At 52.6% G+C, this 13,093-nt stretch carries 12 protein-coding genes; 11 read left to right on the top strand and 1 reads right to left on the bottom strand.

Translation table 11 applies throughout. The features are described 5' to 3' along the window. Window positions 1-34 precede the first annotated feature (34 nt). The 3 genes from G533_RS0102730 (at window position 35) to G533_RS20230 (ending at window position 3,975) form a co-directional block, all read left to right on the top strand. Window positions 35-1,438 (top strand): heavy metal sensor histidine kinase, encoded by a 1,404-nt coding sequence (locus G533_RS0102730; protein WP_022960203.1) that lies wholly within the window; start codon window positions 35-37, stop codon window positions 1,436-1,438. Next, entirely contained in the window at window positions 1,416-1,526 is a 111-nt protein-coding gene (locus tag G533_RS25440) for a MerR family DNA-binding transcriptional regulator (protein ID WP_231580283.1), read from the top strand. The genes G533_RS0102730 and G533_RS25440 overlap by 23 nt, the downstream gene beginning before the upstream one ends. Before the next feature lie 439 nt (window positions 1,527-1,965). Further along, window positions 1,966-3,975: a cytochrome c/FTR1 family iron permease gene (locus tag G533_RS20230; protein ID WP_240472349.1), complete on the top strand. Its 2,010-nt coding sequence runs from the start codon at window positions 1,966-1,968 to the stop codon at window positions 3,973-3,975. On the opposite strand, the gene cadR is transcribed toward G533_RS20230, so the two are convergent. Next, window positions 3,953-4,360 (bottom strand): Cd(II)/Pb(II)-responsive transcriptional regulator, encoded by a 408-nt coding sequence (gene cadR / locus G533_RS0102740; protein ID WP_027948650.1) that lies wholly within the window; start codon window positions 4,358-4,360, stop codon window positions 3,953-3,955. The genes G533_RS20230 and cadR overlap by 23 nt on opposite strands. A 116-nt stretch (window positions 4,361-4,476) precedes the next feature. Between cadR and G533_RS0102745 the strand changes: the two genes are divergently transcribed. The 8 genes from G533_RS0102745 to lspA all read left to right on the top strand — a co-directional run bounded on the left by G533_RS0102745 (window position 4,477) and on the right by lspA (window position 12,981). Then, window positions 4,477-5,337, top strand: coding sequence for a cation efflux transmembrane domain-containing protein (locus tag G533_RS0102745; protein ID WP_240472350.1), 861 nt, complete (start codon window positions 4,477-4,479; stop codon window positions 5,335-5,337). 13 nt (window positions 5,338-5,350) lie between these two features. Then, on the top strand, window positions 5,351-6,013 hold the full coding sequence (locus tag G533_RS0102750; protein WP_027948652.1) for a class I SAM-dependent methyltransferase: 663 nt from the start codon (window positions 5,351-5,353) through the stop codon (window positions 6,011-6,013). A 135-nt stretch (window positions 6,014-6,148) separates the two neighbouring features. After that, the gene (locus G533_RS23800; protein ID WP_084638760.1) at window positions 6,149-6,502 is read left to right on the top strand and encodes a hypothetical protein; all 354 of its coding nucleotides are present in this window, start codon (window positions 6,149-6,151) and stop codon (window positions 6,500-6,502) included. 83 nt (window positions 6,503-6,585) lie between these two features. Beyond that, complete coding sequence (locus G533_RS0102755; protein WP_027948653.1) at window positions 6,586-7,926, top strand: TolC family protein; 1,341 nt, start codon at window positions 6,586-6,588, stop codon at window positions 7,924-7,926. Next, entirely contained in the window at window positions 7,923-8,864 is a 942-nt protein-coding gene (locus G533_RS0102760) for an efflux RND transporter periplasmic adaptor subunit (protein ID WP_027948654.1), read from the top strand. Before G533_RS0102755 ends, G533_RS0102760 begins: the two co-directional genes overlap by 4 nt. 75 nt (window positions 8,865-8,939) lie before the next feature. After that, window positions 8,940-12,080, top strand: a complete 3,141-nt coding sequence (locus tag G533_RS0102765) for an efflux RND transporter permease subunit (protein ID WP_027948655.1) — start codon at window positions 8,940-8,942, stop codon at window positions 12,078-12,080. 78 nt (window positions 12,081-12,158) lie between these two features. After that, window positions 12,159-12,479, top strand: coding sequence for a P-II family nitrogen regulator (locus G533_RS0102770; RefSeq protein ID WP_027948656.1), 321 nt, complete (start codon window positions 12,159-12,161; stop codon window positions 12,477-12,479). Next, entirely contained in the window at window positions 12,460-12,981 is a 522-nt protein-coding gene (gene lspA / locus G533_RS23805; protein ID WP_240472351.1) for a signal peptidase II, read from the top strand. Before G533_RS0102770 ends, lspA begins: the two co-directional genes overlap by 20 nt. The last annotated feature ends 112 nt before the right edge of the window (window positions 12,982-13,093 follow it).

Genomic DNA, 13,093 nt, shown 5'->3' on the forward strand with positions numbered 1-13,093 from the left:
CCGGAGACGACCACTGTCACTCAACAGCCGGGTGATGCTGTTTGTCGCGATGGCTATCGGTTTCAGTTTACTGATGATCGGTTATCTCGTGCTGAATGAAGTAGAGCGCCATTTTGCTGAACAGGATGCCGACGAGTTGGTGGTGATTACTCGTGCTGTTGAAGACGCTCTACAATCGGCGAAAGATCAGGACTCGGCACCGGAGGGCGCCCTTGCGCGAGCTGTTTCTGGTCACCATGGTGTCTACTTTCAAGTGTGGGATGATGCGGGACGTTTGGTCTATGGTCCTGAGGAGGGTGGACCTTCGCCACAAGAAAACACCTATTCTCCTGTGAGCCGTATTCAGGTAGACAATCTTTATACCTGGCAAACTGATGGCAAAACCTACCGTGGCACTATCACGCATACCCGCATTGAAGACCAGAATTATCGCATCGTTGCTGCTATCGATATGGATTTCCATATCCACTTTCTGGAAAATTTTCGGCGCAGTTTGTGGATGATTATGGTGCTGGCAGGCGCGGTGACTCTCTTGGCGGCCTGGTATGGCGTGCACCAGGGGCACGCGCCCTTGCGCGAGCTGAGTGCGACAATGAGTGATATTCAGGCGGATCGCCTTCATGTGCGTCTAGACCCTAACACCGTTCCCCGGGAACTGCAAAACCTTGTCTGTTCCTTTAATCATATGATTGGCCGCTTGGAAGACAGCTTCGTTCGACTATCCTATTTCTCCGCCGATATTGCCCATGAATTGCGCACGCCTTTGACCAACCTGATCACCCAGACCCAGGTGGGTTTGGGTAAGTCCAGAAGCCTGGAAGAATATCGCGAACTGCTCTACTCGAATCTTGAAGAACAGGAGCGCCTGACCAAAATGGTCAACGACATGCTCTGGCTGGCCCAGAGCGAACACGGCCTGCTCAAGCCTGTCTGGGAACCGCTGGATCTGGCTCGGGAAGTGCGCGAGCTGTTCGATTTTTTCGAGGCCCTGGCGGAGGAAAAGCACATCCAATTGGTGTTGGAAGGAAAGGCACCGATTATACAAGGTGACCGCGCTATGCTGCGTCGCGCATTGTCCAATCTGCTGTCCAATGCAATACGCCACACACCAGTGGGAAGAAGTGTGCTGATCCGTCTGGATTCATCGGGCGAGGGTAGGGCGTTACTCAGCGTACAGAATCCGGGGCCAGAAATTCCAGCCGAGCATTTGCTCAGGATTTTCGACCGGTTTTACCGGGTCGATCCTTCCCGGCAACGCCAAAGCGAAGGTGCTGGCTTGGGGCTGGCTATCGTCAAGTCCATAGTCGAGGCCCATGAAGGAAACATCGCGGTGATCTCCGAACGCGGCGTCACGCGCTTCACGATCAGTTTACCCAGCATGGCTGATGTAGAGGTGAGTGCTACGGGAGAAAGTGATGAGTCAATTGACCATCGGTAAACTGGCACAAGCAGCTCGGGTCAGTGTCGAAACTATTCGTTATTACGAACGCCTCGGGCTTATCGAACAGCCGCTAAAGCCAGCTTAAGGATACCGCACCAACCCAAAAGCCACTCTGAAGCGGGTCTTCTTCATGAAATGAGCCCAAGAGCTAGGATCCACTTTGTAAGAAATCGATAATCTGTTGGCGCCTAGAGAATCGCATTGTCCGGCGTCGCCGTGAAGATCAGGATGATCATGCTGGTGTATCTCAACCAGTCCAATGTACAAACGCAAGAGGAGTGCGATGCGTGAGGTTGCTCCGACAGAAGATACGCACCGTAATGCCATTCTGCACGGCCCCGGACTGCGGGTACGACTGGTTATGAGAGCAGCTCAATGGAGGCAGAAGGATATCCCGTGTGCCGACAGGAGCCGTGTTGTCAGGAATGCCAACAAACCAGTCACACACTTGACTCTATAGCTACCATAGGGATTACCATTGAGACTAATTATCATTAGCAACAAATCAAATTGAGATCCCATTAATGCAGGAACACTGGATATACCGTTTTATAAGCCCGAAGCTATTTGTTTTGAATGTCTCAGTACTGCTGCTGGGCTTATCGTGTTTGCTTCCAGCGACCAGTCAGGCCGAGATGAGTGATGACGGCTCGGCTCAGATGCGTCAATTGGCACAGCTGGCCGAATACATTGCTGTGGATTACGTGGAAGCCGTCAGGGATGGGCAGGTAGTCAATGACGGTGAGTATCAGGAAATGCTGGAGTTCTCCCAGCTCATTGTGACGAATATTTCTGAGATTCAAGATAAATCAGCCGACGCTGGCGACCTGACAGGCCAGGCCAAGGCTTTACAGGCAGCCATCCAGAACAAACAGGCTATTGAAACAATTCGGCAAATGAGCGGCAGCCTGCGGGGTACGTTGTTGGCACTGATGCCGCAGTCGTCCCTGCCGGATCATCTGTTGTCGAAAGCGACCGTCAAAGGGTTGTATGAGAGCCAGTGCGCTTCTTGCCATGGCGCAGCCGGTGGGGGCGATGGTGTGATGGCCGAACAGCTGGAGCCCGCTCCAACCGATTTCACCAGCAAAGAGCGAGCCTTGAACCGGTCACTTCTGGGCCTGTACGACGCCATATCCAATGGCATAGCCGATACCGCAATGCCGGCATTTACCCAACTGACGGAAGAGCAACGCTGGTCGCTGGCGTTCCACGTCGGCGGATTGGCATTTCAATCCGGCGCTGAGGTTACAGGCGAGGCACCTGGCGTCACCTTGTCACAGATGGTTAACCACACGCCGGCGCAACTCGCTGCAGAACACCCGGATATGACGCAGAAGGGGATCGAACGGCTGCGCGCAAAGCCAGAACTGTTATTCCAGGAATCGACCAATCCTCTGAAAATCACCCGCGACCAACTGCTGCTAGCACAAGAGGCACACCAGCGCGGCGATTATCAGACAGCACAAGCACTGGCGGTCAGCGCTTATCTGGATGGCTTTGAATTGGTCGAAAACAGCCTGGATGCGCAGGATAAAGCACTCCGCCAGACGCTCGAAGCCGATATGATGGCGATAAGACAATTATTGAAGCAGGCACAGCCCCCGGGCGAGGTGGAAAGCGCTGTGGGCCGGACGCTGGCAAGGTTGGATGATGCGGATCGATTGCTTTCGGAATCTACCTTGTCCAATGCGACCCTGTTCAGTGCCAGCTTGGTGATCCTGTTGCGGGAGGGGCTTGAAGCCCTGCTCGTGGTCATTGCCCTGGTTACTGTGCTGGTGCGAACCGGTCGGCGTGACGGACTTCGGTATGTGCATTTGGGTTGGGTAACGGCATTGGTGGCCGGAGTTGCGACCTGGGCTGCCGCGCAGTCCCTGGTCAGTATCAGCGGTGCCAGTCGCGAAGTCATGGAAGGTGTTGCGGCCCTATTGGCGGCGGTCGTGTTGCTCTATGTCGGCATCTGGATGCACAGTAAAACCCATGCTACCCAGTGGCAGGCCTATATCCAGCAGCACATCAACTCCCACCTGACTGCGGGTACCCTGTGGGGCCTTGCGCTGCTGGCATTTATTGCGGTTTATCGTGAAGTCTTTGAAACGGTCTTGTTTTATCAGGCGCTGCTGACCCAGGCTGCAGCCGCTCAATATTCATCCGTATTCAGCGGCTTTGTAGCCGGTACTGCTTTCTTGGCCGTATTGGCCTGGTTGCTGGTGCGTTATTCAGTGAAATTACCCATTGCCAGATTCTTTTCCGTCACCACCTACCTGTTGCTGGCCCTGGCGTTTATCCTCATGGGTAAGGCGATGTCGGCACTTCAGGAAGCGGACCTTATCGGTATTACCCCATTGCCTGTCAGTTTTGAATTCGATTGGGTCGGCGTCAAATCCACCTGGCAGGGGATCCTGGCGCAATTGTCGGTACTGGTGGTTTTCCTGGTCTTTCTGGGGTTGGCGAGAAGGCAGCGGAAAAATGCCCCTGTTGCAGAACGTTCAGGAGAGTTTTTGGAACCGGGTGTCACCCGCTCGAAACCGGAGTAGCCGACAAATTCCGCAATATGCCGCACTGCTCGACTGTCCGACGGTTTGAACAGCTGCGGCGCAGCATTCTCAGTTGCTCGTTCAGTTTGGTGAGTTCCTGGATACGCGCCTCCACCTGCTCGATATGCCTATCCATCATCCGATTCACATCATCACATTGCGCGCCTGGAGAACGGTTTAAAGCCAAAAGCTGCCGGATCTCCGGCAAACTGAGATCCAGGCTGCGACAGTGTTTGATGAACAGCAATTGCTCAACGGCAGCTTCATCGTACAGGCGAAAATTGCCTTCACTCCGTTCAGCAGAGGCAATCAAATGTTCCTTTTCATAATGCCGGATGGTTTGCACGGAGCAGCCAGTCACTTTCGACAGTTCGCCGATTTTCATTTATTCAATCTCTGCGCTTGACTCTATAGTTAATATAGAGTTTAAGCTGTACGTCGTGAATAGTACAAGGGCTTTTTATGACAAACACATGCCGCGACAATTGTCATAGTGACGCGATGAAGAACACTCCCCAGACTGCTGAAGTACACGATGCTACTCATGGCGGCTTTGTCAGTGAGTATCTTGTCCCCAAGATGGACTGCCCTTCTGAAGAAGGCATGATCCGTATGGCGTTGGACAGTGTGGAACCTAAAATCGCATTGGAATTCGATGCCCCCGAGAGAAAGGTGCGGGTCTTTCATGGGGACAACGCTGACGCCATTGAGGAGCGAATGCGCGCACTCGGCTTGGGTGCGACGTTGGAAAGCACAATGCCTGTCGCCAGAGATGACCTCGCCCGAGCACAGGCGTCCGCAAAACAGGAGGCACAAACAGAAGCTGGCATTCTCAAGTGGCTACTTGCCATCAACGGCATCATGTTCGTCATTGAAATCACTGTCGGCTGGTGGGCGCAATCCACTGGCTTGATCGCGGATTCGTTGGACATGTTTGCGGATGCCGCCGTTTACGGCGTGGCGCTGTATGCCGTAGGGCACAGTGTGCGGGTGAAGCTGCGCGCAGCCCATTTTTCCGGCTGGCTTCAGATCATTCTTGCCCTAGGCGCTTTGGGCGAGGTGGTAAGGCGATTAGTATTTGGTAGTGAACCGGTTTCCACTTTGATGATGAGCTTCGGGCTTGTTGCCTTGGCGGCCAATGTGACCTGTCTGCTGTTGATTGCCAGGAGCCGGGATAGCGGCGCACATATGAAAGCCAGTTGGATATTCTCTGCCAATGACGTAATTGCGAATCTAGGTGTCATCCTAGCCGGTGGATTGGTAGCCTGGACTGGCTCACGTTATCCCGACTTGGTGATTGGCCTGATCATCGGTTTGATTGTGCTGAATGGTGCACGCCGTATTTTGCAGCTCAAGTCCTGAATAAGAAAAGGTGATGAAGAGTCCACGATCCACCTATATTCCTGCTTTGAAGTATCATGCTCTAACCCGTTATTACGACTGGGTGGCTTCCTTGACTACGCGAGAGAAAATTTTCAAAACGGCGTTGGTCAATCAAGCTGCTCCGTTAGCGGGGAAACACTTACTGGATGTGGGCTGCGGCACGGGAACCCTAACTCAAATGTTTGCCGAAAGAGAACCGTCGCTGACTATTACTGGTCTGGATGCAGACTCTGGAGCACTCGAACTAGCCAAAACCAAGTTTGCTTCAATGGATCAGCGTGTGAGTTTGTGGCAGGGTTTCGCACAAGATATGCCCTTCGAAACAGCGACGTTTGACGTTGCAGTGTCGAGCTTGTTTTTTCACCACTTGACACGACTGCAGAAGCTCGATGTCTTAAAGCAAATCCATCGGGTCCTTAAACCTGGTGGCAGTTTACTCGTTGCTGATTGGGGAAAGCCTTCGTCATCGATTCAGCGAATGCTATTTCTGCTGGTTCAGTGCCTTGATGGTTTTGAAACCACACGAGACAATGTCAAGGGTGTGTTACCCTTTTTGATAGAGGAAGCGGGCTTTGTTGTGGTTGGTAGTAAAGATTGTGTAGCAACGCCTTTAGGTACTATCCAGTTCATTCAGGCGAAAGCACATTTAACATGAATAAGCATTTTAACAGTGGGTTTTCAGATACTCGCCATGTCAGGTTAGTTCGGCTGATACAGGATTTTGCGCGCCTTAACCCAAAATGCTAACATATTCCACTTATTCCATTGTCATTGGGTTTATATTCGGTTTATGAGTCGAAAAGCACTGTCTTATCTGCTGTTAGTCTTGATTGCATTGCAATCAGTGACAGCTATGGCAGATGTGCATCCCGTTGATTATTCAGACTCCGTCCAGTTTTCCTCTGATTTCACCGATGGCTCATCATCGGGAATACTGGATAGCTCGATCGCTGATCCCGCAGAGCAAAATACCCCGCCTGACGACCTGTTTCATTGTCATCACCATGGCTGCCATTGCCGTGTCTATTTATCCGGCAACCTGACTCACTCAAACTTTTTGCACAAACTTTCGTTGCACAACGACTATCATGCCATCATCCCCGAGGCCCCATCCTCGTCGCTGTACCGCCCTCCAATCGCCTGATTTTACTGATTAAGTTTTTCCTGTGTTGCCGTTATCGCTGCAATGCGCGGTTTGAATTATCTTAAATAAGTAGGATCTACCACATGTTACCAATACGTTCTGCGCCTGGTTCTGGCGCATGGGAGCGGCGGAATATCAGAAACCGCTGCATTCTGTTCAGTTTACTATTTTTTATTTTTTCTTCGGGGCTTAATGCGGCTCCTGGTGACCTAACAATCACGCTGACCAATGCAGTGCAGCGTTCCTTGTCGCAAAACCCTTCTCTAAACATTTTTCCCTACCGCTATGCCGCCCTTCAAGGTCAGGCAGAAACGGCCCGGTTACGGCCGGCGTATGAGCTGGGTTTTGATGCTGAAAATGTTGGTGGCACTGGGGATTTCAGCGGCGCAGATAGTGCTGAGCTAACCATTGCGCTGTCTTCAGTCATCGAAATGGGGGATAAGCGCGCGGCACGGCAAGGCGTGGTATCCCACAGTCGGTCGGTGCTCAATGCCAGCCGACAGGTGGAATCCCTGGCCTTATTGGGCGAAGTCACCCGTCGCTATGTCGATGTGCTGGCCGCACAGGAGCAGGTCACCCTGGCTGCTGAGGCCGCTCAATTGGCAAACGAGAGCTTACACATTGTGAAAAAGCGGGCTACGGCGGGGGCGACACCCGAGGCGGAGGTCAAACGGGCACAGGCCGCTGCCGAGCAAGCGAAGCTCGCTTTGCTTTCGGAGCAGCAACGGCTGGCTTATTTGAAAGTGTCGTTGTCTGCTCTATGGGGAGTGACTACACCTGACTTTGCCAGGGTGCGAGGTGATTTATTCCAGTTTGACGAGGACGTCGCCTTTGAGATGCTATACGCCAAAGTGGAAAAAAATCCGGCGATCGAAATATTCGCAGCAGAGTCCCGCCTCAAAGAAGCGGAATTACGCCTTGCCCAAACCCAATCCAGCGCCGATATCAGTTGGTCGGTGGGTGTTCGTCGAATGCAGGAAACCGATGACACCGCATTGGTGGCAGGCTTCAGCATGCCGTTGTTTTCCGGCCAACGAAATACCGGCGCTGTGTCGACTGCGCTGGCCGAAAAAAATCAGGTGTTCGCAGAGCGCGACGTAATGCTGCTGGATTTACACACTCAGCTGTTCCGCGCCTATCACAACCGCAAACAAGCCATTGTCGCGGTAAAAGCACTCCGTACCGCCATCATTCCCGCCCTTGAGCAGGCCCTGGTAGACACTCAGGTGGCCTATCAACGCGGTCGCTACGGGTATCTCGACTATGTCAGCGCGCGGCAGGAATTATTGAGCGCCAGGCGTACCCAGATCGAAGCGGCGGCAGCCGCTTTAACCTATGGCGCAGAAATTGAGCAACTGACAGCAGAGCCCCTGGCCTTGACTCAGTATGGCGAAGACAACACATTTTCAGGATCATCACGATGAAATTAAAAACTCATTTTAACAAACCCATCACCCATCTTCTTGGCTGTTGCTTCCTTATCGCGCTGCTATCCGGGCAAGCGCTTGCCGAAACAGGTCGCGGAGAGGAAGCAGAGCACGGCGAAGAAGGCCACATTGAACTGACTCAGCAGCAGATACAACATTCGGGCATTACGCTGGCAACCGTGACTTCTGGCACCATCCGCGATGTATTGCCGGTATACGGCGTCGTCGCCACCAACGCAGAGCGCGTACAATCAGTGACCGCACGCTTTGACGGTGTTATTCGGGAAGTTAAAAAAAGTGTTGGTGATCCGGTTCGTAAGGGCGAAACCCTGTTGACCGTAGAAGCCAACGAAAGCCTGAAAACCTATTCGATAGTTTCGGCACTCAATGGCGTTATTACACAGCGCAACGCTAACCCTGGCGAACAAACCAGCGATGCCCCGCTATTGGAGCTGAAGGATTTTTCCACGGTCTGGGTAGAGCTGTCGATTTTTCCAAAGGATGTTGCTCAGGTTCAATCAGGGCAGAAAGTTCGCATTCTCAGCCTCGATTCGAGCCAAACCGCAGAGGGAAATATCATCTATATTGCGCCACTTGGCCAAGGTAGCAATCAGGCCATTACGGCGCGCGTTTTGATCGACAACCCAAACGGCACCTGGAAACCGGGTCTGTTTGTCAACGCACAAATCACCCGCGCCGAAATTAATACTCCCGTGGTGATTCGCAACGAAGCCCTGCAAATCGTCGACGACAATCCCGTTGTTTTTGTTCGGGGAAAGGAGGGTTTTGAACCACGCACGGTAACCTTGGGACGCACCGACGGCGAGCTAAGCGAAGTGGTGTCCGGCCTGTCCGCAGATGAAGTGTATGTCAGCAACAACAGTTTTATTTTGAAAGCGGAATTGGGTAAAGGGGAGGTTGGCGATGATGATTAATCACTTCCTGAAAGACATTCTGCATTCCATCGGCCGGAACAGCATTTTCATTGCCGCTCATCGAAGGAGTGTCTGATGATCGATAAACTGATTCAATTTTCCATCGCACGCCGTTGGCTGGTTATGTTTCTGGTGCTGGTAACTGGTGCCCTGGGTGTCTGGAACTATCAGCACCTACCCATCGACGCGGTACCCGATATCACCAATGTCCAGGTGCAAATCAATACCGAAGCTCCCGGCTACTCACCGCTGGAAGTGGAGCAACGCATTACGTACTTGGTGGAACTGGCGATCACAGGGCTGCCCCACGTGGAGAGTACACGTTCGGTATCACGCTATGCTCTGTCCCAAGTGACCGTGGTGTTTGAAAAAGGCACGGACATTTACTTTGCCCGCAATCTTATCAACGAGCGCTTGCAGCAGGCAAAAAGCGAGATGCCTTCAGGAATCGGTCCGGTGATGGGGCCCGTTGCCACAGGACTCGGTGAAATCTTTCACTATGCAGTGCATGCGAAACCGGGCACCTTGCAAGAAAATGGTGAGCCCTATGATGCGACGGCCTTACGTACCTTACAGGATTGGGTGATCCGTCCGCAGTTACGCCTGGTTCCCGGCGTCACCGAAGTCAATACCATTGGCGGCTTCGAGAAGCAGTTCCACATCACGCCGGAACCTTCAAGACTGCTGGCCTACCAGCTCAGCTTTGATGATTTAGTAGCGGCACTGGAGAAAAACAACGCTAATATCGGTGCTGGCTATATTGAAAAAAATGGTGAGCAATATTTAATCCGCGCCCCCGGACAGGTGGCTGACATTCCTGCGATCGAAAAAATCATCGTCGCTCGTCGAGCCGGGTTACCCATTACCGTGGCTGATGTGGCCGAGGTCGGATTCGGCAAAGAGTTGCGCACAGGTGCCGCTACTCGCGATGGTGAGGAGACTGTATTGGGTACCGCCGTCATGCTGCTGGGAGGTAATAGTCGGACGGTTTCCCAGGATGTGTCGGCCAAGTTGTTGGAGATCAATAAGACGCTGCCCGAGGGCGTAATTGCAGAGCCGGTTTATAACCGTACGGTACTGGTTGATAAAACCATTGCCACGGTGCAGGCCAATCTGGCCGAAGGGGCGGTATTGGTTGTCGTCGTACTTTTGGTCATGCTGGGCAACGTCCGGGCGGCCTTACTCACAGCAATGGTGATCCCATTGTCGATGTTGATGTTGATGACGGGCATGGTGCAAACCAAGGTCAGCGCCAATCTGATGAGTTTGGGCGCACTCGATTTTGGTTTGATTGTGGATGGGGCGGTGATCATTGTCGAAAACTGTATCTTGCGCTTGGCTGGGCGACAGCATCATCTTGGGCGAACCTTAAAACTGGATGAGCGTTTTCAAACGGTGTTTGCGGCCACCCGCGAGGTTTTTGCGCCGAGTTTGATCAGCGTGTTAGTGGTAATTTTGGTGAACTTACCCATCCTGGCTTTGACGGGCGTGGAAGGCAAAATGTTTACGCCCATGGCTATGGCGGTGATCATGGCCTTGCTGTCTGCACTGGTGCTGTCACTCACCTTTGTGCCTGCGGCCGTCGCGCTGTTTATGACGGGGCATATCGAGGAGAAGGACAATTTTATTGTTCGCCACTCCAAACGGTTTTACGCCCCGGTTTTGGCGTGGGCGCTAAAGTTTCGCGTTCTCGTATTGTCTGCGGCCCTGATCTTTGTGGTTTTGGTCGGCGCACTGGCCACGCGGATGGGGACGGAATTTATCCCTAATCTGGATGAGGGCGATATTGCCGTCCAGGCACTGCGAATACCCGGCACCAGTCTCACTCAATCCCTGGATATGCAGTTTCAACTGGAAAAAGCGGTTCTGGAAATCCCTGAAGTCAAAACCTACTTCGCGCGCGTCGGCACGGCCGAAGTTGCCAGTGACCCCATGGGGCCCAACATTTCCGATGGCTATGTCATGCTCAGGGATCGCAGTGAATGGCCCGATCCTGATAAAACCAAAGCGCAGCTGTTGGAAGAAATTGGTGAGAAACTGACGTTGTTGCCGGGAAATGCCTATGAGATCAGCCAGCCGATCCAACTGCGCTTCAATGAATTGATTTCTGGTGTGCGATCAGACCTCGGGATCAAGGTGTTCGGCGATGATTTGGACCAGCTGCTTAAATCGGGCAGCGAAATCGCAGCGGTATTGAACGGTATTGAGGGCGCCGAAGAGGTTAAGGTCGAGCAGGTGTCCGGCTTGCCTATTCTGTCCATTAATGCCGACCGTTCAGCCATGTATCGCTATGGCTTGAATGTCGCCGATGTGCAGGACGTAGTCGCCGCCGCCACGGGTGGTGAGGAAGCCGGCCTGATCTTTGAGGGTGATCAACGTTTCTCGATAGTGGTGCGGGTAGCCGAACGCGTAAGGGGAGATTTGCGCGCGTTGGAACGTTTGCCCATACCGCTGCCAGACGGCGGCTACGTGCCACTGCGGGAAGTGGCTAGTCTCACGCTGGCCCCTGGACCTAATCAGATCTCTCGTGAAAACGGCAAGCGGCGGTTGGTAGTCAGCGCCAATGTTCGCGGTCGTGATTTGGGTGGCTTTGTGGCCGAAGTTCAGGACAAAGTTGCGCAACAGGTGAAATTGCCTCCCGGCTATTGGCTGGAGTACGGAGGTACTTTTGAGCAACTGCAATCGGCCTCGCAGCGGTTGAGCCTGCTTGTCCCCGTCACTTTGGTGATGATTTTTGCATTGCTGATGATGACCTTTGGTTCGGCAAAAGATGCGGCATTAGTCTTCAGTGGCGTACCGCTGGCGCTGACTGGTGGCGTTATCGCCTTGTGGTTGCGAGATATCCCTTTATCCATCACCGCTGGCGTTGGGTTTATTACTTTGTGCGGTGTATCGGTGCTGACGGGGGTCATGATGGTGTCGGCATTTCGGGATGAGCTCAGTCGCGGAGAATCAGTCGAGCAGGCGATTCTGGGCGGCGCCATGTTGAGATTGCGGCCGATATTGATGGTCGCTCTGGTGGCCGCATTAGGTTTCCTGCCGATGGCACTCAATACCAGTACTGGAGCCGAAGTCCAGAGGCCACTGGCCACGGTCGTTATCGGCGGCATTATCTCTTCCACGTTACTTACGCTATTGGTGCTTCCCGGATTGTATCGACTGGCCTGGCGAAGGCCAAAAGCGATTGATGACAATGGCGACACGATAGCTCAGTAACGCCTTCTGGATTGCGGCATAGAACCCTTTGTCGCGATCCCTCTGATAGCAAAAACGACACTTTTTGGGAGTATTTACATGAAACAAATTACCGCGTTTATTCACCATGTTCGATCAGCCGATGTCATTGAAGCACTGCGTGACGCAGGCTACAAAAACATATCGCTGCTCGACATCAAGGGGACCTTAAAGCCTTTAGGCGAGCAGGAGCTGGCGTATTCGTCCGAAGCTGGTGTGGTTATCTCGGAAGTGCAGTTATCACTGGTTTGTGAGGACAACCAGATGGAAGAGGTGACATCCATCATTCGCAAAACCGGGAAAATCGGACCCAACATATCCGGTTGGGTATACGTCACCCCTGTCGAGCAAGCGTTGCCTATTGGAGGAAAAGAAAATTAACTTCATGGCGAACTCCAACCGGACAAACACCTTTTGTGGTTGGCTAGGTCTTTCCGGTTTGATATTACTGATGGATCAGGCAAGTAAGTGTGCCGTTGAGCGTACGATAGAGTACGCAGAGCGAGTGGAGATTAACTCAGTTCTTAATATCGTGCACATGATGAACCCTGGCGCTGCATTCAGCTTGCTAGCTGATGCTGGTGGCTGGCAACGCTATTTCTTTATTGCATTAGCATCTGGCGTATCAGTTTGGTTGGTTTGGACAATGCGGCAGTGTCCAAACCGGCTTGAAGCGGCGAGCTATTCGTTGGTGCTTGGTGGTGCATTGGGCAACATGGTTGATCGTGTATGGCGAGGATCGGTAGTGGACTTTCTTGATTTTCACTGGAGCAATTCTCATTGGCCAGCATTCAATCTGGCTGATACAGCGATATTCATAGGGGTATGTATTTTGATTGTTGGTACCATAGGCCGTAGAAATGATCCAGCCCATGATGGGTGAGATAGCAGCAACCGTAATAACAACGAAGAAATGAGGTAAGTAGGAACACGTTCCATCATGAAATAGTGGAGCGTGTGGTTTCATCTATTAACTTCGAAATAGTCTCCGCTCT

Source organism: Haliea salexigens DSM 19537, from assembly GCF_000423125.1.
GTDB classification, from domain to species: Bacteria; Pseudomonadota; Gammaproteobacteria; order Pseudomonadales; family Halieaceae; genus Haliea; species Haliea salexigens.

Coding starts and splice junctions, on each gene's coding strand:
- G533_RS0102730 (WP_022960203.1), top strand. CDS start 35: ATGCTGTTTGTCGCGATGGCTATCGGTTTCAGTTTACTGATGATCGGT.
- G533_RS25440 (WP_231580283.1), top strand. CDS start 1,416: ATGAGTCAATTGACCATCGGTAAACTGGCACAAGCAGCTCGGGTCAGT.
- G533_RS20230 (WP_240472349.1), top strand. CDS start 1,966: ATGCAGGAACACTGGATATACCGTTTTATAAGCCCGAAGCTATTTGTT.
- cadR (WP_027948650.1), bottom strand. CDS start 4,360: ATGAAAATCGGCGAACTGTCGAAAGTGACTGGCTGCTCCGTGCAAACC.
- G533_RS0102745 (WP_240472350.1), top strand. CDS start 4,477: ATGAAGAACACTCCCCAGACTGCTGAAGTACACGATGCTACTCATGGC.
- G533_RS0102750 (WP_027948652.1), top strand. CDS start 5,351: ATGAAGAGTCCACGATCCACCTATATTCCTGCTTTGAAGTATCATGCT.
- G533_RS23800 (WP_084638760.1), top strand. CDS start 6,149: ATGAGTCGAAAAGCACTGTCTTATCTGCTGTTAGTCTTGATTGCATTG.
- G533_RS0102755 (WP_027948653.1), top strand. CDS start 6,586: ATGTTACCAATACGTTCTGCGCCTGGTTCTGGCGCATGGGAGCGGCGG.
- G533_RS0102760 (WP_027948654.1), top strand. CDS start 7,923: ATGAAATTAAAAACTCATTTTAACAAACCCATCACCCATCTTCTTGGC.
- G533_RS0102765 (WP_027948655.1), top strand. CDS start 8,940: ATGATCGATAAACTGATTCAATTTTCCATCGCACGCCGTTGGCTGGTT.
- G533_RS0102770 (WP_027948656.1), top strand. CDS start 12,159: ATGAAACAAATTACCGCGTTTATTCACCATGTTCGATCAGCCGATGTC.